The organism is Streptomyces endophyticus (genome assembly GCF_035798155.1).
Taxonomy (GTDB): Bacteria; Actinomycetota; Actinomycetes; order Streptomycetales; family Streptomycetaceae; genus Streptomyces; species Streptomyces endophyticus.
This window is the reverse complement of sequence record NZ_JAOZYC010000203.1, coordinates 1-18,481: the sequence shown is the minus strand read 5'-3', so window position 1 is coordinate 18,481 and position 18,481 is coordinate 1. Positions and strand designations below refer to the sequence as shown.

Below are 18,481 nucleotides of genomic sequence, written 5' to 3'. Positions count from 1 at the left end.
TCACGCACGCACCGACCTGATCTTGTCACCGACGTCGATCATGAGCTTTCGCATGACGTCGCCCACCAGCACCTGGATCTCGTCATCCCTGTTCGAGGAGTCGGCCAGCTCTGCCAAGGATCCACTCAGCCCGCGGATCTCTGCTTCATGCTGAACCTCGCTGCGCAGTCCTGCGGCCCACCGTGTCAGCAACTCGAAGCGCAGAAGGTCCGCTTCCACCGAGACCGCGTCCTGGCCGGGGGCGACGGCCGGGATGCGGATGTAAATGGCCCGGTTGAGCCACTCAACGGCGCCCTGCATCTCTGGGGGGACGCCCGTACGGCCTTCTTCTTGCCACTGGGTGACCTGGTCGACGACCTCGACGCCTTTGCTGGGCACTCGTCGGGAGATCACGGCCGCGCGGGCGCGGTGGGTGAAGAAGGCGGGGTCAAGTATGAAGAAGTCAGGGTTGCTCCCCGCCCGGTGGATGCCCTGGACGGCCTCCAGGCCCTTGAGGAAGCGGTCCCGTACCCTGGTGTCCGCCGGATCCCGGTTCTTGTCCTGGACACGGACGAAGTCGTCGCCGGCATGCAGGCCCATGCGAGCGAACCGGTCCTTGTTGTCGTCGCTGTTGAAGAAGTCGGCTCGCCGCAGAAACGTGTACAAACCCCGCAGCTGGTCGGCCTGCTTCTGGACGTCCCGATTCGTACGGGCCCGCTGCAGGTAGGTGCTGGAGTCCGCGGGAGGGAAGTCGCCAGCAGTGTCTGGGTCCAGCCGGTCGTCGACCTGGCGACGGGACACCTTGCCGGGGTCCAGCCTCCGCAGCGCGAAGAAGGCAGGAACCAGATGCCGCTGCTGCTGGGTCAGCCGATCACCGAAGAGCGCCTGGTGGTACAGGTGAGGTGCCTGCCACAACCTGTTCGAGTGCGACCATCGGTACTTGACATGGACGTTCTCGCAGGACAGGCCGCCCGTGAGCATGTAGCTGGTTACCGAGAGAGCCTGACGGGTCGTGGCTACGGCCCCGGTCCGCTCGGCCGCGGCGAACACCTCCCGGATCGCCGCTCGGCGCTGAGGCCCGCGCGTGGGATCGCTTAGCTCCTTGCGGTTGGCCAGGATCGGGCAGATCTTCCGCGCATCACAGGTCTCGCAGGACTTCCACCGCGACCATTGCGTCGTCCACTGCTTCAAGACCCAAGGTATGAGACCGCCGCTGGCGCTGTCGGCCGCTACAGACTGGTAATTGAGGTTGATGACGGTGACGGCGCCAGTGGGGTCGCTGACCTGGCCGCGGGCAATGCCTCCCGTGAGGGTCTCCACCAAAATCTTCGCGCGCCCGGTCCCGCCTTCATCGGCGTTGTCGTCTTCGGCGACGCACTTACGTAGCTGGCCCTCGTTTGCGCAGATAATCGCGACGCCGCCGCCTGGAGGGTCAAGCAGCTCCACGAGCTTGTGAGCGCCGGCCTGCAGGCTGAGCTCACTGAGATCCTTGAGGATGTACAGCGGGCGCCCGCCACGAGTTTGGCCGATAGGGCGGCCGGCGTCTCCGACCCCGGACAGCTCGCGGAAAACTGCCTTCCGGACTTCTGGTGTGACCGGCTCCTCATCGACCTGCAGTTCACCCAGAAGGCTGGCGCACAGGCTCGTTTTGCCATGCCCGGCGTCCCCGGTGAGGACGATGGTCCTCGTGGCTGGTCGCTCGATGGCTTCCAACAGGTAGTTCAGCGTTACGACGGGGAACAGTGACTGCGTCCAGTCTGCCTGCAACTCGTAGATCATCTCCGAGGTGTCGACGTCGAACGGTTGGTAACGACGTATCCGTTCGACGTGTTTGTTGACCTCTAGCGGCATGTTGCTGTCCTTTGTCGACCGGGCCAGGAGCGCTACGAAATTTTAGCTGCCAGCAGTCGTGACGGTAGATCAAATTGCTTATTCAGCAGCTGAGATGGCCCTAGCGACCCGCCGCTTGACTGTGCCGTGGATCTTGAGGAGACCCTTGACCATCGTGCTTGGTGCTGAGGCGCTCGATGTTGACTGCCACCCCGTTTGAGGAGCGCCGGACGTCGGCCTTGTCGACGCTGAGACAGCAGCGTTGCAGCTGATGATGGCCGTTGATGAGCACGCCGAGGCGCCTGTGGGGTCGGAGGCGAGGCGTAGGACTGTCGTGCGCGGCAGGTCAGGCGACACTTAGGCGTCGGTCTGCCGCCCAAGCTCACCGTTGATCGAGTACGATGACCGCTCGTTCCGCCGGTTCTACAAGCAAGCGAAGATGGGGGTCACACGTGGGCGAGCGGTCCCCCTTGCGAGCCAAGCGGCGGCCGAAGTTCGAGGAGGGAGTCGGCTCCCTGCGAGTCGTAGACCTCTTCGCCGGCTGTGGTGGCCTCACCCTCGGTATTGCCCAGGCAGCCCACAAGCGTGACGTCTCGCTGGATGTTCGTCTCGCGGTTGACTTTGAGGCAGCACCCACCAAGGTCTTCAAAGCTAACTTTCCTAATGCGAACGTCCAACGGGGGACAGTCGAGTCCTACTTCGACGGAGACCTCGGATCCGCGTTGACAGCTCAGGAGGACGAGACTCTCTCCATGGTTGGTGAGGTCGGGCTCCTGATCGGCGGGCCGCCGTGCCAAGGGCACAGCAACCTCAACAACCACACCCGGCGCGATGATCCCAAGAACCGGCTGTACCTCCGTATGGCTCGCGCCACGGAGGTTCTGCGCCCCCGTGTAGTCGTCATCGAGAACGTGCTGGCCGTTGTCAACGACAAGCAGCAGGTGGTCTCCCGCGCCATCGTTCACCTCAAGAAGCTTGGATATGAAGTCGCCACCAAGCGTGTCGACCTACTCAAGCTCGGGGTCGCGCAAACGCGCAAGCGCCACATACTGCTAGCCGTCCGCGAAGACGCTCTTCCTTTTGGTTTTTCGGCGGCTGACTTGCTGCAGATCGAAGACCGCAATGCCGTGCCCCATGACCTGAATTGGGCGATCGGAGACTTGCTCGACGTTCAGTCGAAGTCATTCTTCGATGAAGCTTCGGTGCCCAGCGCTGATAATCAGCGGCGTATGAAGTACCTATTCGACAACGACGAGCATAATCTGCCGAACGAAGAGCGCCCTGAATGTCACCGGGGCGAGCATAATTACACCTCAATGTATGGCCGCTTGTGGTGGGATCGCCCGTCTCAGACTATTACCAGTGGTTTCGCGACGATGGGGCGTGGACGGTTTGTCCACCCCAGTGTCCCTCGATGCTTGACCGCCCACGAGGCTGCGCGTATCCAGGGCTTTCCGGACTACTTCAAGTTCGTCGACGAGAGGGTGAAGCCTCGGTACGAGCTGAATCGTACCGAAGTTCAGGTCATCATCGGCAACGCTGTACCCCCGCCTCTTACCGAGGCGCTGACGGCCAAGCTCTTTGACGCCGACGTTCTGCAGGTGAAGGACGACTCTCCCCAGCTGCACGAAGAAGACTTTGCTGACGCTGCTGTCGACCTTGCCTGCTGAGCCTGCACCGGGCTGATTGCATCCGGGCGCATTGAACGTCGTTCACCTTTTGCTGCAGCACCGACAGGGCCGTCCAGCTGCTGCAGGACGTCTACAACGACACTGACCCCGCGACCGTGCAGGCGTCCCGGCTGAGTGCCCTGCGAGGCGCACAGCACACCCTGGAGGGCGCAGCCTTGGGCTTGTTCACCATGGAGCGACAAATCGTCCACAGCCTGCGGGACCAGCGGGAAGCGGCTGACGGAACGGACGACTGGCCCCGCGTTCCCTACGGTCCCCGGCCCCTCTGTCACTCGCATGTTCTACGTTGCCGCCCATGATTCGCGCAGTGATGTTCGATGTCGGTGAGTGCTTGGTGGACGAGACCCGTGAGTACGGGAGGTGGGCGGACTGGCTGGGGGTGCCGCGGCACACGTTCGCGGCGATGTTCGGGGCGGTCATCGCGTAGGGGCGGGACTACCGGGAGACGTTCCAGGTGTTCCGGCCGGGCTTCGATCTGACCGAAGAGCGGCAGCATCGACCTCATCTACAAGAGCGAGCTGGACCGCGACATCCTCGCCGAATCCACGCTGCTCTTTGCCTGACGGTCACCCGGCGGCAGCACCGAGCTGGCCTTCGTCATGGCCCCGGCCGGGCCCTCAAGGCCGCAGATTCGCCGCTGCGGAGGGACCGGGCCGGGGCTGTGCCGTCAACCTGCTCCCTGCTCTCCGTGCGGGACAGCTGCGGACCAACTGAGACCACGCAACAACGAAGGGTCCGACCACTCAGCGGTCGGACCCTTCGTTGTTGCGTGGTGGGTGGGTGTGGAGGGCACGAGATTTGAACTCGTGAGGGGTTGCCCCCAACACGCTTTCCAAATGGGCGTCTGGGAGGTGGGGGCATTCTGACCTGCGGTGCCGTGGGCGCAGGTGGGACTCCTGAACCGTGCTGTACACCGGTGAATGCAATCAGGAGTGCAACCACGAAGCTGCAGCTATGTGTCTGGTCAGAAGGGCCTCCGGACCGGACTACGTGACGACTTCGCTGACGACGTCCTGCAGACCTCACCAGGGCAGGCCCGGGGATCCGTCAACGTCCAGCCCGTAGCGCCGCACATCTTTCTAGCCGGCATCGTCTCTCCGAAGCCGCGACTGGGCGAGGTTGCTTAAGCCCCCGCCGAGCGCCGCGCGATGGAGGCGCTGCGCGTCGTCGCCCCTGCGCAGCCAGCGTGCGTTGTGTGCATCGTGGCCCCCAGATCCGTCCCCGTAGAGGAGTCCACCGCCCTGCCCCTTGGCCGTGACGTCTCGCCTTCGTTCAGTGATGGCTGTTTCGAGGGCGCGACGTTCCCTCGATGCCTGAAGGGAAGGACGCCCCTTCCGCCTGGACCGTGTTACTCAAAGGGCTGCCACCTGGGCCTACATGTGCGGGTGGACGGCGTTGGACGCGGGTAAGCGGGATCCGCGACTAGATGCGTGCTTTCCAGTTCCGGACTGCCTGGTCGAGGCGCGAACGGAGCCGCGCAGCTGCCGGTGTACCCGGGAGAAGTTCGCCGTACGCCTCGCTATGCCGCTTGGCGATGAGACCTGCGAGGTTCACGGAACTCCGTGACGGGTAGACCAGCGACCTCTCTCGATCGCCGAGCTCTTGGGTTAGGCCGAGGAAGCTGCGACCTACGTCCAAGCCCGGTGAAGTGCTGTAGTGCTTAGCCTCGATCGCCGCGACAACCTTGATGCTCCTCGGATGCACCGCAGCCTGTCGGCTGCGCTCGGCCTCTTGGTGCTCGATGATCGCGACGTCGCACTCATGCGCCACCTTTGACCGTCCAGCCACGTACACGCCCAGGTGAACTTCGAGCCGCTTCTGGATGTCGGGGAAGCTGATTAGCGCGTGAGTGAAGCTGCCTGACCAGAGGTTCCCAGGGGACCTCCGGAAGTGGAGCACATTCGCTGGGGTGGCGCCGTCCTGTGTGAGAAGAGCGGTTCCCCCAGCTTCGGCGGATGCTTCGAGGCACAGGGCGAGCAGCGATGCCTCGTACAAGTCGGACTCGTCAGCCTTGTTGCGGTACACCGGTCTCAGGGCGCCGATGGCCAGCTCGATGGCTTGTACGAGGTCGTCTCTCTTGCTCATCAGGAGATCTCCGGGTGGGGGTCGCGGTCGTCGGCGAGTAGCCCTCGTACTGTCCGTAGTGCGATATTTGCGCGCTCTGTCTCCTCAGGGAGATTGATACGCGAGAGGACTTCCAGCTCGGGGTCACCGAAGCGGATCTCTGGTTCCATTGCACGTTCCATGGCCACTTTCAGCGCTGAGCTGCGCGTTGCGAACATGGTCTCTGCCAGCGTGAGAAGGGAGTCACGGACCAGCTCGAAGCGCTCGTCTTCCGTGTACGGGATCACGGAGACATCGCTCTTTCCGAGGGGCGGCAGCTCGGTCTCCGCCAACCGGCTTGCTCGTTCGTCGTACCTCCCCTCCTGTCGAAGGTCTTTCTCCGAGACCATGCGCCCGTGTCGAACCTCCTGGTCCAACTGCTCAGCCAGACTTGGCATTTCTTGCCTGAGTCGCGCCATGATTGCTTCGTAGCTGTCGCCACGGGTGGCCATATGTCCCCTCCTGCTGCGGTTGTTGGGACTGTACTCAGATGGACCGACAGTCGCGTCGATCGACAGAGGTTGGGCGCTGTGGACCTATGCCTACGCTGATGAGGATGACGGCAGCGACACCTTTCGCAGTGTCCGCCGGGGAGCCATGGCCTTCGCCGAGGGTTGTCCTGCCGACATCCGCCACCCCAATGCGCGGCAGGGCCCACCGTAGTGGGATGCCACGTTGAAGCAGGTCCTGTTGGTGCCCGCTTCGTTGTCGCCGGAGACGAGTGAAAGGGAGTGCCATTTGTGCTGGTAGTAGGTGGTGCCGTGGAGTTCGGCGACCTCGTGGCACAGGCGTTGACGGCTACCTCTGGAAACGCGGCTGCGTCGACGCCTGGCTCGGCGACGCACCCGCCGCCTGGATCGATGACGACTTCACCGCCCTCGACCACGCCTGGGCCGTCGAGCGTTGTCGCCGCGGTATCCCCACCCTGTTGATACAGCCCGCCCCGTACGTCGGGCTGCTGCCCGAGCATCTGGCGCGCGCCACAAGGTGGGCGCGTGGACTGGCCGGGAAACGCGGGAGCGAGCGGAGCGGCCAGGCCGCGTGACGGCGCACCGACAGCCCTCCACCGGGGGACCGGCCGAACATGGCGGCCTATCGGCGGCGCGGGCGGCTCTGGACCGGCACCGTGGGGGTTACCGGGCGGGGGAGAGCGGAGGCCGGGTGCTGATCTCCGCCGCGTGCTGTGGTGCTGCGGAGCCTGGCTGCTTGTGCGCGGGGTCCGGGTGCGTGGCGTTCGCCGAGGCGGCGGATGCGCCAGGTCAGCGCGCGGGCCGGGCTGTGGGCGTCGTCCAGGCTGCGTTGTCCGATCGCCTGGTCGAGGACGGTGGCCGCGTCGTGGCCTGCTGCCTCTGCTTCGGCGAGAACGGTGGTGAGCGCGCCCCAGGCCGGGTCGTCGAGGACGCGGTGCGCGTGCTGGGGTGTCGCGGTCTGGAGGTGGTGGGCGTAGCGGTGTTTGGTCTGCTGGCTGGGGGAGTGGGCGGCGAGGCGGGTCAGGACGGGGGCGGTCGTCTGGGTGTGGGCGGCCTCGAGGTGGACGAAGGCTTGCTGGGCTGCTGCTTCCTGCTGGGAGTTGTTGCGGGTGCGGTGCCAGTGCATCGCGAAGGCCACTGCGGTGAGAGTGGCGTCCAGGAGCATCGCGAACCCGGTGCCGTCGCCGTCTGTGGTGCGGTCGCGCCAGATCGTCTGGAGGCTGCGGTGGAGTGCTCGGGTGGTGTCTCGGTCTGCGGTGATCCGGAAGCGGGTGGCGCGCTCGAACGAGGCTGCAGCGAGTTCGAGTTGGGCCTTGGTCTCGGGTGGCCCCGTTATTGGGAGCAGGTCCAGTGTCATGCCGAGCACGACGAGTTGGGCCTGTGCGGCGGAGTCTTCGCCGTGGGTGAGGCGGTTGGGGATGAGGTCGGTGGCGGCGGTGGCCTGGTGCCAGGGGTTAACGGCCGGGAGAGGGGCCGGGGCAGGGCTGGTGGTGTTGAGGCGTTGGCGGATCTGCGGAAGGGACAGGTCGGGGGCGAGGGTGGAGCCCGAGTAGAAGACCGGTTTGCCCTGGTCGTTGGTATCGCCGGGCAGGGCGAAGGTGCAGCCGAGTGCGTCGCCGGAGGGGCCGTGCTTGAGCCGGACGGTCACGCCGGTGCTTTCCAGCAGGGTGAAGAACTCGGCCTCGTCTCCCGCGACGGCCACGGCTCGGCGTACGCGCAGGCGCAGCACCTCACGGGTGGTCGTCTCCTGGCCGAGGCGCCGTGCCTTGAAGTGCTCCTTGCTGGTGGGCCGCTTGGCGGCGGTGCCGTCACCGGACTTCAACCGGCGGAGTCCGTAGTCGACTTCGATCTCACGAGACGTGCGCTGGACGGCTCGTTTGTCGTGGTCGCGTTGGGGGCGGCGGCCGTCTTGGCGTACGAGGGTAGCGGCGATGTGGATGTGGTCGTCCGCGTGACGGACGGCCACCCAGCGGCAGGCTTCCTCGTCGCCGTCGGGGGCGATGCCGGCGGCGGCCACGATGCGGCGGGCGATGTCGGCCCACTGGCCGTCGGTGAGGATCGGGTCCTCGGGTGCGGTGCGGACGGGGCAGTGCCACACGGTGTGCTGCGGCGCCTTGTCGCCCAGCATGACGAGGGGCTGTTCGAGCTGGCGAACCAGCTGATTCATGACTTCCCGGGGTGTGTGGTGGGAGGGGCGGCCGGGGTCGGGGGCGAATGCGTTCCAGGACGCGACCAGGTGGGGGTCGGTGTGCTCGTTGGCGCGACCGGGGCCGAAGAGGTAGCCGATGGTGCGGCGGACTGCCTTCGGCCCCTTCCCCAGGATGATCTTCGGTATCACCGGGTCACCGTCCGTCCGTGACGTCGGCGACGGCGGTGTCCAGGTCGGCGATGGCCGCTTCGACGTGGCGCAGGAGACGTTCGACGGTGGCGTGGTGGGGCCAGGCGCCGTCCATATTGAGGTGGCGGGCGAGCTGGTTGAGGTTGTTGCCGATTTTGCCGAGCTGCCCGTTGGCGGCCATCAGCGTCTTCACCGCGGCACGGTAGTCCGCCACTGCTGCTGTGGGGTCGTCGCAGCGGGCGGCGGCGAGCGAGGACTCGGCCACGTAGCCACCGACGGTCACACGACTGTGCGCGGCGGCCTGTTGGAGGAGGGCGAACTCGGTGTCGTTGTAGCGGGGGTGCACGCGGCGCTCGCGGATCTGGCGGTCACGGAGACGGCGGCGCGGAGTACTCGTGCGGGGTGCGGACGGTGACGTGGTGATGGGTCCCGTTTCGGTCGGCTCCCCTGGGCCGGCCGGTCCCGGTGCCGCCCCGGCGCCGGGTATCTCCGCCTCCCCCGGGGCGGAGATCGGGTAAGGACTCCTTACCCGACAACTTGCTGCGTCGTTGTGGTCGTTGGTCGTCTCTTGCGGGCTGGGGTGCGGGTGGTGGTGGTGCTGGTCGTGCATGGGCTGGTTCTCCGGGTGGCGGGTGAGTGCTCTTGGGCGCCGTGAGTGGGTGCGGGCCACGGGGCGAAGGACGGTGCTGGGCTCGCCCGCGGGCGTCAGGCGGCGTCGGCGCCGACTGTGTGCGCCATGGCGTGCTCGGCGTGCTCGGGTGCGTTGGCGTCGAGTTCGGCCTGGAGGAGATCCTTCAGCCGGTCCGCCTCCTGTCGCCCGATGGAGAGGCCCTTGTCGCGGAAGGTGGCTTCGATGTGGCGACGGGAGGCGCGGTTGTTGCGGCCCAGGGGTGCGGTGCGGGCGAGGGCGAGCCGGTCGGCGCAGACGTCATCGGGTCCCGGAGTCCTTGCCGTGGTGACCAGTTCGGGTGCCTTGGTCTCGTAGGTGGCGCTGGGGGCCACGTTGGCGGCGTCCGGCGCCACGTTGTCGGCGGGCGCCACCTCGGGGAGGGCCTGGTCCGCCTCCTCTTGCTGGACGTCTATCGGGTGGCGGCGGACGACGAGGTAGAGGTGGACGGCGCCGGCGAGGGCGAGTGGGGCGATGGCGGAGAGTGCTCCGACGGTGAGGTCGTCGAGCTGGAGGCTGTCGCTGTGCTGGTCGAGTTGGTTGAGGCGTACGGCGTGCAGGGCGTTGGCCCAGATACTGGTGACGGTCGCGGCGCCGACGAGGGCCCATACGTATGCCCGTGAGGGAGTGGGGGCGGTGCGGAGCATGAGCAGGGCGCCGACGCCGATGGCGATGAACCCGTCGATCACGAGGGGGAAGGCGTAGGTGAGGAGTCCGCGGATGTGGATGGCGACGGCCATCTGCCGCAGGGCGTCGTAGGAGAGGGCGAAGGCGAAGGCGGCGAGCAGGGCGATGCCGCCACGGATCGCTGCGGTACCTGCGGTCGGGGTGGTGCGGGAGGGCAAGGTTCGGGCTCCAGGAAGATGCTTTGCAGGGCCGTGATGGGAGCGTTCACGCGGGGTCACGCGAGGGGACGTACACGCGGGCCCCCTTCTAAAGGGGGCCCCGCGCGTGATCGCCTGCGCGCGTGTACGGCGTGTACGGTCCCGTGATCGCCTGACCTGCGGTTTTGTGGTGACCGTGTACGCCGCGAGCGGTTCATGGCGCCGGTTGCGCGTGAGGGGCGCGTGTACGGTCGCGTGAACGCTCTGCAGGGGCCGGGGACGGCTCAGCCGACGGCGGTGAGGTGGCGTGCGGAGGCGTAGTAGCGGGCCTGCTGTCCGCCCCCTGTCCCACCGGCGATGCCGTCGGCCTTGGTGGCCAGGCCGCTGTCGACGAGGCGGGTCAGGTGGCGGCGGGCCTTTTCCACGTCGGCGCGCTCGGGCTCGGCCCCGCCGGTCAGGACGGCAGCGAGCTCGCGGACGGTCATCCCGTTCACGGCGTTGCGCAGAAGGGCGGCGGGGTCCCGGCTGGGGTCGACGGTGGTGGTGCCGCGCTTGTGGTCGTGGGTGACGTCCAGCGGGCCGACCTCACCGGTGGGGGTTTTGAGGTGGTGCAGGGTGACGGCGGGATCGCCGGCCCGGCCGGTAACGAACAGGACGCTGCCCGCGCCGGCGGTCAGCCAGGTGGAGCCGTAGACCTGGTCGAGGGCGGGGCGTTGGCCGCGTGGTGCGTCGGCGGTGGCCTTGCGCTGGTGGTGCAGCTCCAGGATCTCCACGCCGCCGCGCAGGGCGCGCATGCGGGCGTTGTGGAAGGCGACGGCGAGGCTGTCGTCGACCATGGTGCTGACCGCGTCCTTGAGGCTGTCGATCACGATGGTGTCGGCCTGGTGGGCGGCGGCGAGGTCGGCGAGGAGGTCGGGTTCCTTGTCGAGGGTGGCAGGCAGTGGCCCCTGCCAGACGACGAGCCCGTCTTGCAGGATCTTCTCGTCGGTGTCGAAGACGCGCCGCGCCATGGCCTTCGCGATCTGCTTGGGCCGGTCCATGGCCAGGTAGAGCACCCGGCGGCTCGGGGCGACCGGCAGCTCCAGGACGGTCTCCTGAAGACCAAGCCGGGCGAAGATCACCTGGTGGGCCAGGGTGGTCTTCCCGACCCCGGGAGCGCCAACGATCATCAGGCTCTCGCCGGGCGCCCACACGGTCTGTTCCCGGGTGCCCCACAGGGGTTCGGTATCGGCTCCGGTCTCGCGCACGAAGCTCCAGCCGTCGACGGCGAAGCGGGCCAGGCGCCCCTGCCCCGAGGAGAGGGCGCGCTCACGTTCGGCGCGCATTTCCGCTTCGGCGTCGCTGCGGATCGCCTCGGGGTCGGCTCCCGGCTCCTGGGCGCGTTGGACGGTACGTACGGCAGAAGTGAGGAGACGACGCAGGTCGGCCCTCTGCCGGATGATCTCCGCATGATGTTCCGCGCTGGTGATGCCGTAGAGGGCGTCGGCGAGCTGGTGCAGGTAGACGCGATCGCCGACACGCTGCAGGTCGCCCTGCTGCTGGAGCACCTCGCTCAGCACGATCGGGTCGGTCGGCTTGTCCTCGCGGCGCTGGGCCAGGAGCGCGCGCCAGATGGTCTCGTGTGCGGGCCGGTAGAAGGCGTCGTCGCCCAGGACGGGGCGGACCGTGTCGATGACGGCGGCGTCGTGCATGCAGGCGCCGAGGACCGCACGTTCGGCGTCCACGTTGTAGGGCGACTCCAGCGCCTCCATGGGCGGCAGAGGCGGCGGGGTGGTGCGGTTCGGGTCGGGATCGGCCATACTGGGCTGCAGCTCCTCTGCTCGCGGGCCTATGGGACGGCAATCCCGGCCTCGCGTGTTGATCGCTAGGGATGGCGGTTGAGAGGTTTGCGCTTGAAGCCCCCGGCACTGCCGGGGGCTTTTTCGTGTCCCGGGCTACCCGCGCGGGCAGCGGTGTGGGGCTATCAGCATGCCACATGAATTGCGATTCGCAGAAGGGTAATGCGATACGCAGGGCGCGTGTTACGGTTGGCGAGTCCTGCGAATGGCAGGGGACCGCTACGAACGGAAGGAGCGTCATGGCTGACGGAGATCCATCGCAAGGCGTCCTGCTCAGCGGCGAGGACAACGTCGCGGTGCGCATCAAGCTGGAACGCGAAGCGCGGGGCTGGAGCACCAACGCCCTGTCCGACCGGCTGAACGAGGCCGGCTTCGACATGAACCCGTCCGCGGTCTGGCGCATCGAGAACGGCAAGCGCCGCATCAACCTCGACGAGGCAATCGGCTTCGCCAACGTCTTCGGTCTCGACCTGCGCAACCTCGTCGGCCCGCCACAACTCGCCGCCCAGGCACGCGCCATGGAACTCATCGACACCGTCATCGACGCGTTCCGTGGCACCCAGAGAGCCAACGCCGCGTTCACCGAGGCCCGCGACACCCTCGACGCCTACCTCGCCGAGCACCCCGACATCCGCGATGAAGCCGACGTCATGGTCTCCAACGCCATCGCGGAAGAGGCCAGTAAGACCATGCTGAAGATGCACGGCCCTCCGCCCGGCGACGCCGACGCCACGGCCGACGACGAGGCATAACCCCCGATCCCACCACCCGCGCCGGATCCGCAAACCTCCGGCACGGATGTCCACCGCCATCCCTACCGATCGACCGGCGCACCGGTGTTGCCGCACCGGCGCCCGAACGAAGAGGAACCCCCTTGCGCCAATCCGCAATACCCCCTGCCCTCGCGCGACCTGCGCCCGTCGACTCCACGCCGGAACGCCTCCACCGTCCGGAGGAGATCGCCGAAGTGCTCGGTTGCTCTGCCTGGTGGGTCAAGGACCGCGCCCGCCGTCGGCTGATTCCCTTCACTCGCGTAGGCAGGGCTTACCGCTTCACAAGCGATCACCTCGCGGAGATCATCCGCATGCACGAGACCCGACCCGCCGCACCTCGGCAAGCGACGGTTGTCGCGTCCAACCCGGCTCCCTCCCGTGCCGCTTCTCGGCGCCCCGAGTCCGCGCCCACCACTTACCTCCGCGCCCGGCCACCCCGCCGAGCCGCACAGGGGCAATACGGAACTGCGGCATAGCCGCCGACGCGAGGAGGGGAGGACTTCGTGGGTTTCGCCGAGAAGCGTGGAAACTACTGGCGCGGCCGCTACAAGACCGCGCCCGGCAAGCACAACACGGTCGTCGGAGACGACGGCAAGGCGATCCACTTCGCCACGAAGGGCGAGGCCCAACGGGCCGCAGCCGAGGCGGAGAACAAGTACCGGCGCGGCGACTGGCGAGACCCGGCACTCGGCCAGGAGACCTTCGGCGAGTACGCGAGCCGCTGGTACGCGGCCCAGGACCTCGCCGCGTCGACGATGCAGAACTACAAGCGCCACATCGAGGAGCACCTGCTCCCCGACTTCGAGGACAAGGCCCTCGCCGGCATCCTGCGCACCGACGTGGAGCTGTGGGAGAAGAAGGAACGAGCTGCGTACGCGGCCACCAGCGTCAAGACCTGGCGCTCGACACTCCACCTGATCTTCGAAGACGCGATCGACGAAGGGCTGCTCACGTCGAACCCGGCCGTCCGGCGACGAGGCCGAGGAAAACGCGCCGGACGCTCCCGCGACCGCGGCCCGGAGAAGGTCGTCACCGACGCGCTCGGCATCCTGCTGACCGCCGAACGGGCGGCTCTCCTGTCGGGCCGCGACGACGAGTTCGTCGCGGTGATCCTCAAGGGGTACACGGGCATGCGGTGGGGCGAAATTGTGGGCCTGGAAACGGAGTTCATCCGCCGGGAGGCTGTACGCGTCGAATGGCAGCTGTACGAACTCGACACCGGCGAACTGGTACGCGTCCCGCCCAAGGACGACAGCTACCGCACCATCGACTCGCCGGACTGGCTGTCCGCCATGGTCTTCAACCACATCGCCCGCACGAAACCGACCCCCTGCCCCTGCCACGGCAGGACATACGTCTTCCGAAGCCAGGGCGCCGCGCGTACCGGCGGCCATCAGGGAGCGAAGTTGGTGGACGTCGCACGTCGCGCGGAGGTTTCTCCGGGCACGGTGTCCAACGTCCTGAACCACCCTCACCGCGTACAGGAGGCGACCCGGGCCCGAGTCGAGCAGGCCGTAGCGGACCTCGGATTCGTGCGAGGCGGACACGTGCCGGAGCACGCGTCCCACTGGCGTCGCAACGGCTTCGCCACCTGGCTGTTCACCCCGGCAGTCTCCGGCTGGTACCCGAAGAAGTCGCCGCAGGAGGCCCGTCCGGTGCCGATCCTCGGCGAGCCGTGGCCTGGCGTCCCGGCCCGCGGCCGAGGAGCCACGAACCGTGCTGACGCCTGCTGGATTCCGGTCGCCAAGGGCCTCACACCGCACGGCTTGCGCCACACGCACCGCACAATGATGGAGGACCTCGGCACGGAAAAGGTCCTCATGGACGAACGCATGGGCCACATCGACGGCTCGGTATCCGCGCGCTATGCCCATGTCACACCAGGCATGCGCAAGCGTCTCAGGGCCGGTCTGACCGAGCAGTGGGAGGCGGCTCTCGACGCCCGGCTCACGATGGGCCCCACGTCGCCCGTGCGCGCGCTGAACGAGCTCTTGCGTGCGCGGAGTGCAGCGCGCGGTTAGCGATACGGCCCCTTGTTGCGAATGCCGGTTGCGGCCACGTCGGAGCTGGCTCAATAGACGCATGGAAGCGGAAGAGCGTTGGGCATACCGAGCGAGGCCGAAGGAGCTGGGCGGCCCATTGCGCGAGGTCGAGATCGTTCGTGTTGGCGGTCCCGGCAAAAGCGGATGGATTCACGTACGGTTCCTCGACGGCGACGACTCCGGTCTCCAGGAGTGGGTCAACCCCACCTCTCTGGTTGTCCCTTGGGCTGATATCGACGTGTTTCGCAAAGACGATGCGGGCGAGCTGGCCCTGGCTGAAGCGTCGCGACACGTACGAGGCACCGTTGACTTCGAGGCCGCGCTGACGATCCTCGGCTTCGTTCGGCCGAAGAGCGCCCTGCGTCTGCGTCGCGGTGTGGCCGACGCCGGAATCCTGGAGCTGAACCGTCTGGACACGGTCGCGCAGCAACTCGGTGTAGAGGGAGGTGAATTGCAGGAGGACGCCATGGTGTATGTCAGGCGCGACGGCACGTGCCTGGTCGGCTGGCCCGTCACCGGGCGCATTGCCCGGCAGGTTGCCTGCAGCCTCGCTGAAGAGATCCTGCCCGAGATCGACCGCAAGCAGCAGGCGCTGGAGCAGGAACGCGCGCAGCCATCCTGGTACGCCTACGGCCGCCGGGACGACCGAAAACTGGATGCGCAGGCAGCGATCCTGCGGACCGTCCGCGCATGGTGCGGTGAGGACAAAGCCGAGCGCTACGACGAATTGGTAGCCCTGCGTGCCGAGGTCGTCAGGCTCGGTGAGCTGGTAGAAAAGGCGACGAGGGCCCTACGCGAACGCGGGCACGGTGTCATCGCCTCCACCATTGCGCGCGACCTTGGCGTCCCCATCGCCACCCTGGATCCTGACGTGCGTCGGTAAGGCCGCGCCAGGGATCCGGATCGGATTTGGGCGGTGCGGTCGGCGGCTCCGGCTCCACCTTCTCCGGGCGCTTCGGATGCCATCCATCGAGGAAGGGCCGCAACTGTTTCCCGGTTGGCTCCGCATGGAAGTCGTGCGTCGCTAGGCCGCGTCCGCTCAGCGTGGGATCGAGCCGGTCCGCCTCCGTCTTCCCCCACGCCGACCATTCCCGCAGCCGCTCGGCCTCGACAAGATCCTCCGACGCCGTGACGGCCTCATCCAGTGCAGCGCAGAACTCCCGGATCTCTCCGGCGGTCCGCCACTGCCCCAGAGCCGTGCCGAAGCGCTCGGTTCGTACTGCCTGCGCTGCCTTGATCGACGCGGAACTGACAGCCCGTTCCCACTCCTTTCGCGTGAGCTCCTGCTGTTCAGCTTCCAGACGCCGCCGTTCGGCCTCCTGGCGCTCCCGCTCCTCCCTCAGCCGCTGCTGCTCCGCCTCGCGCTCAAGCCGTCCACGCTCCAGGTCCTCGGCATGAGCCTTCAACGCCCGCAGGACCGAATCGACTTGATCCTCCAGCTGCTTCTTCGCGGTATCGGCCCACTCCTTCTTCCAGCCCTGACCGGAGTAGGGGCCATAACCCTGATGCTGCTGGGTGACGTGTAGTTCCAGCTCCCCCGACGGTTCGAGGCGGTGCGCCGGGGTGACCCGCTGCCAGTCGTACGTTCGGCGTCCTGCCTCCTTAGGCACGTAGCGGACCGGCTTCTGCCGCTCCCGGAAGGTCACCTCGTATGTCCTGCCGTGAACCGTGAGCAGGGGCTTCACCTGCCTGCGCTTCTTGGACACTGCGATCTCTCCGTGCCGGGCGAGGGCCTGCTCCGCAAGGAGGCGCAGGAGCGAGAGCACACGCGGGAGCGCGTCGTCCGAGATCTCGAAGGCGCTGTGATCGGTGGTGACCGCTGCAAGCACGTCCTCGACATCGGTGATCACGCGACTGCGCGCCAGACGGATCCGATTCCACTCGGTGTCGTCCTCACCGGTGATCCGGAGCAGTCCGAGGAAGAAGTCGCCCTTGGCTCGCCCGCTGTACTTGAGGTGATAGCCCTCCGGGGCGCATTGCCGTGCCGCGTCGAAGGCCCGACGGTAGCGAGCGCGCTCCGCATCGTTCGGGTCGGGGATCCGAAGAAACCGTCCAGCCTGCTGCACCTCTGCGATCAGAGCCGTACCGGTCTCTGCGGGCGATGGAGGCGCGGGCTTGGCGACACGCGCCGGTTTCGGCTTGGGAACGGGAGCAGTAGCAGTGGCCGGCGGAGCAGCAGGGGCTTCGGATACGGACGCGGCCCGGAGCGGCTTGCGACGCGGCGTCGGCTCGGGGCGGTCCGGGTGATGCCCATGCTCCAGATAGAACCGCCCCGCGTCCGTGATCTCCGCCCGCCACTTGCCGCTCTGCCTCGGCATGGAGACCAGCCCGCGATTCTTGAGCGCACGAGTGGTGATGGCGAGCTCGGGGCTGTCCGAGGTGACGGGATCTGCTCCCGCCTCGATGCGGGTGAGGAGATCAAGCTGGCGGCCGTTCAGCGGAGACCAGGGGTGCATGAGGATGGTCGTACCGTTTGCGGCCGTCGCGGCACAAGCCGTATTGGTGATTTTCCTCGGCGCTTGAGATGGGAGCGCGGCGCAGAGAGGCATCGGCGCCACCCCGTGCTGCTGAGCGTGGCAAGCGCGGCATGCACGAGAGGGCATTTCATGACTTTAGGACTTCTGCTCAATGAACCAGCCCAAGAGTGGGTGACCTGGTTCAAACAGCGGAAGGACAACTCATGCAATCGCGAGCAACGCAATGGGCGTCAGAGGGGCCTCGGGACGAGAACCAGGCGCCGGGCAGGATCCGGGCGCATGACGCCTGGGGGCTGGAGCTTCCGGTGCTGATGGAGGCGATGGACGCACGGGCGGTTGAGTTCGACCTGGGGGAGCAGAACATGCACGCGGCGCTGGGCGTCATCACAGGGCGGCTATGCATCCTCATGCGTCCCGGACTGAGCGATGCCCAAGTCGCATTCGCCGCCCGGTCTCTGCTGGCTCACTACATCCACCGGCCCTATCCCGTCCTGGGGTTCTGGCCGGAGACGGAGGGTCAAGGCGCGACGGTGGAGGAAGTGGATGACCTGCCGGAGTCGGTGGCAGCAGAACCACCGGAGGCGACGGCAGATGTCCTGGACCTCTACGGCGACGGGCACTGGGCGCCGAAGGACGGCTGGCGATGTGACGAGGAGGTCTTCGCCGAGTTGAAAGACGTTGCCGTCCTCCACCTCAAGGGCGTCGTGGAGGACATCCCCAAAGACATGTACCCGTTGCCTAAAGGGCTTGGTGCCGTCGTGGCAGCTGGTTACGACGACGAGGGGGTGGCGCATCCGCTGGTATTCCTACGCGGTGACCTGCCCACTGGGCTACAGGCCGACCTCCTCGGTTTCTGCCTCGCATCGGTTGCCGGAAGCGAGTACGAGAACTGGCAGCCGGACGAGAACGGCCTGATCTTCGTCGGTACCGAGGCGGGGCCGGTGCGCGGACCCGGAGCCGCGCTTCTGGGCGCACTGATGGTCCAGCGCTTGGGGCGGCGCCCGGGGGACTGCGCGTTCAAGCTTCTCGACCCACCGGAGGAAACCGTCCCGGTGTCGGAGATGGCTGCTTGATTCCCGGGAGATTCGGGAGCCGGATCCCGTGACTGGCTCCCAAACGGCTCCCAAGACGACCCCAGAAACCACTCAGGAGCCTGACCCGCGATGCGGATCAGGCCCCTGACCTGGTGTTTCAGTGGTTGTTGTCGTTCCGATCTTGAGGTGTGTGCGTCGAACGGGAGTCTCGATCGGGTGGTCGTCGCGGGTCGTGGGCATGGAGACAGGGCCCCTCGGTAGCTCAGTGGTCGTCGAAGCCAAGAGCTGTACCGGGAGGCCCTGTTGTCGTATGTGTACGCGCTCGCACCGTTGGAGTCCAACTCGGCTGCCCCCTCGTGTGATTGTGTCGCTCACCGGTTCGGGAACGCGGCTGATCATGCCGAACGTGTTCGGC

Annotated in this window: 14 protein-coding genes and 2 pseudogenes; 8 read left to right on the top strand and 8 right to left on the bottom strand. The window is 67.1% G+C overall.

Annotated features, from left to right (window positions below; translation table 11 throughout):
- On the bottom strand, positions 1 to 1,830 hold the full coding sequence (locus tag OKJ99_RS41195) for a P-loop NTPase family protein (RefSeq protein WP_326023705.1): 1,830 nt from the start codon (positions 1,828 to 1,830) through the stop codon (positions 1 to 3).
- Positions 1,831 to 2,261: 431 nt separating this feature from the next.
- Here OKJ99_RS41195 and OKJ99_RS41190 point away from each other — a divergent pair, with 431 nt between their 5' ends.
- Both OKJ99_RS41190 and OKJ99_RS41185 read left to right on the top strand, forming a co-directional pair.
- On the top strand, positions 2,262 to 3,479 hold the full coding sequence (locus OKJ99_RS41190) for a DNA cytosine methyltransferase (protein WP_326023703.1): 1,218 nt from the start codon (positions 2,262 to 2,264) through the stop codon (positions 3,477 to 3,479).
- Between the two features lie 316 nt (positions 3,480 to 3,795).
- Positions 3,796 to 3,999 (top strand): annotated as a pseudogene (locus OKJ99_RS41185) (haloacid dehalogenase); the annotation flags it as partial.
- A 923-nt stretch (positions 4,000 to 4,922) separates the two neighbouring features.
- Here the strand turns inward: OKJ99_RS41185 and OKJ99_RS41180 are convergent.
- Both OKJ99_RS41180 and OKJ99_RS41175 read right to left on the bottom strand, forming a co-directional pair.
- Positions 4,923 to 5,585, bottom strand: coding sequence for a hypothetical protein (locus OKJ99_RS41180; RefSeq protein ID WP_326023701.1), 663 nt, complete (start codon positions 5,583 to 5,585; stop codon positions 4,923 to 4,925).
- A complete protein-coding gene (locus OKJ99_RS41175) occupies positions 5,585 to 6,055 on the bottom strand; it encodes a hypothetical protein (RefSeq protein ID WP_326023699.1) in 471 nt (156 codons plus the stop codon). The genes OKJ99_RS41180 and OKJ99_RS41175 overlap by 1 nt, the downstream gene beginning before the upstream one ends.
- A 341-nt stretch (positions 6,056 to 6,396) precedes the next feature.
- Here OKJ99_RS41175 and OKJ99_RS41170 point away from each other — a divergent pair.
- Positions 6,397 to 6,648 (top strand): annotated as a pseudogene (locus tag OKJ99_RS41170) (hypothetical protein); the annotation flags it as partial.
- A 47-nt stretch (positions 6,649 to 6,695) separates the two neighbouring features.
- On the opposite strand, the gene OKJ99_RS41165 reads toward OKJ99_RS41170, so the two are convergent.
- The 4 genes from OKJ99_RS41165 to OKJ99_RS41150 form a co-directional block, all read right to left on the bottom strand.
- Positions 6,696 to 8,411 carry a relaxase/mobilization nuclease domain-containing protein gene (locus OKJ99_RS41165; protein WP_326023697.1) on the bottom strand — a complete coding sequence of 572 codons (1,716 nt, stop codon included), beginning with the start codon at positions 8,409 to 8,411 and terminating at the stop codon, positions 6,696 to 6,698.
- Between the two features lie 4 nt (positions 8,412 to 8,415).
- On the bottom strand, positions 8,416 to 8,757 hold the full coding sequence (mobC, locus tag OKJ99_RS41160) for a plasmid mobilization relaxosome protein MobC (protein ID WP_326023695.1): 342 nt from the start codon (positions 8,755 to 8,757) through the stop codon (positions 8,416 to 8,418).
- 359 nt (positions 8,758 to 9,116) lie between these two features.
- On the bottom strand, positions 9,117 to 9,923 hold the full coding sequence (locus OKJ99_RS41155) for a DUF2637 domain-containing protein (RefSeq protein ID WP_326023693.1): 807 nt from the start codon (positions 9,921 to 9,923) through the stop codon (positions 9,117 to 9,119).
- A 263-nt stretch (positions 9,924 to 10,186) separates the two neighbouring features.
- Positions 10,187 to 11,701 carry a DnaB-like helicase N-terminal domain-containing protein gene (locus tag OKJ99_RS41150; protein WP_326023691.1) on the bottom strand — a complete coding sequence of 505 codons (1,515 nt, stop codon included), beginning with the start codon at positions 11,699 to 11,701 and terminating at the stop codon, positions 10,187 to 10,189.
- A gap of 278 nt (positions 11,702 to 11,979) precedes the next feature.
- On the opposite strand from OKJ99_RS41150, the gene OKJ99_RS41145 reads away from it, so the two are divergent.
- From OKJ99_RS41145 to OKJ99_RS41130, 4 genes are all read left to right on the top strand, one after another.
- Complete coding sequence (locus OKJ99_RS41145; protein WP_326023689.1) at positions 11,980 to 12,492, top strand: helix-turn-helix domain-containing protein; 513 nt, start codon at positions 11,980 to 11,982, stop codon at positions 12,490 to 12,492.
- A 122-nt stretch (positions 12,493 to 12,614) separates the two neighbouring features.
- Positions 12,615 to 12,989, top strand: a complete 375-nt coding sequence (locus OKJ99_RS41140; RefSeq protein WP_407700871.1) for a helix-turn-helix domain-containing protein — start codon at positions 12,615 to 12,617, stop codon at positions 12,987 to 12,989.
- A gap of 27 nt (positions 12,990 to 13,016) precedes the next feature.
- Positions 13,017 to 14,534, top strand: coding sequence for a LacI family DNA-binding transcriptional regulator (locus OKJ99_RS41135; protein ID WP_326023687.1), 1,518 nt, complete (start codon positions 13,017 to 13,019; stop codon positions 14,532 to 14,534).
- 61 nt (positions 14,535 to 14,595) lie between these two features.
- Positions 14,596 to 15,438, top strand: coding sequence for a PE-PGRS family protein (locus tag OKJ99_RS41130; protein ID WP_326023685.1), 843 nt, complete (start codon positions 14,596 to 14,598; stop codon positions 15,436 to 15,438).
- On the opposite strand, the gene OKJ99_RS41125 is transcribed toward OKJ99_RS41130, so the two are convergent.
- Entirely contained in the window at positions 15,368 to 17,011 is a 1,644-nt protein-coding gene (locus tag OKJ99_RS41125; protein ID WP_326023683.1) for a PE-PGRS family protein, read from the bottom strand. The two genes, OKJ99_RS41130 and OKJ99_RS41125, sit on opposite strands and share 71 nt — an antisense overlap.
- A 224-nt stretch (positions 17,012 to 17,235) precedes the next feature.
- Here OKJ99_RS41125 and OKJ99_RS41120 point away from each other — a divergent pair, with 224 nt between their 5' ends.
- A complete protein-coding gene (locus OKJ99_RS41120; RefSeq protein WP_326023681.1) occupies positions 17,236 to 18,105 on the top strand; it encodes a hypothetical protein in 870 nt (289 codons plus the stop codon).
- Positions 18,106 to 18,481 lie beyond the last annotated feature (376 nt).

What these genes read in the sequence shown, in the direction of transcription:
- OKJ99_RS41175 (WP_326023699.1), bottom strand. Translation starts at nt 6,055, where the DNA reads ATGGCCACCCGTGGCGACAGCTACGAAGCAATCATGGCGCGACTCAGG.
- OKJ99_RS41180 (WP_326023701.1), bottom strand. Translation starts at nt 5,585, where the DNA reads ATGAGCAAGAGAGACGACCTCGTACAAGCCATCGAGCTGGCCATCGGC.
- OKJ99_RS41130 (WP_326023685.1), top strand. Translation starts at nt 14,596, where the DNA reads ATGGAAGCGGAAGAGCGTTGGGCATACCGAGCGAGGCCGAAGGAGCTG.
- OKJ99_RS41145 (WP_326023689.1), top strand. Translation starts at nt 11,980, where the DNA reads ATGGCTGACGGAGATCCATCGCAAGGCGTCCTGCTCAGCGGCGAGGAC.
- OKJ99_RS41150 (WP_326023691.1), bottom strand. Translation starts at nt 11,701, where the DNA reads ATGGCCGATCCCGACCCGAACCGCACCACCCCGCCGCCTCTGCCGCCC.
- OKJ99_RS41125 (WP_326023683.1), bottom strand. Translation starts at nt 17,011, where the DNA reads ATGCACCCCTGGTCTCCGCTGAACGGCCGCCAGCTTGATCTCCTCACC.
- OKJ99_RS41195 (WP_326023705.1), bottom strand. Translation starts at nt 1,830, where the DNA reads ATGCCGCTAGAGGTCAACAAACACGTCGAACGGATACGTCGTTACCAA.
- OKJ99_RS41120 (WP_326023681.1), top strand. Translation starts at nt 17,236, where the DNA reads ATGCAATCGCGAGCAACGCAATGGGCGTCAGAGGGGCCTCGGGACGAG.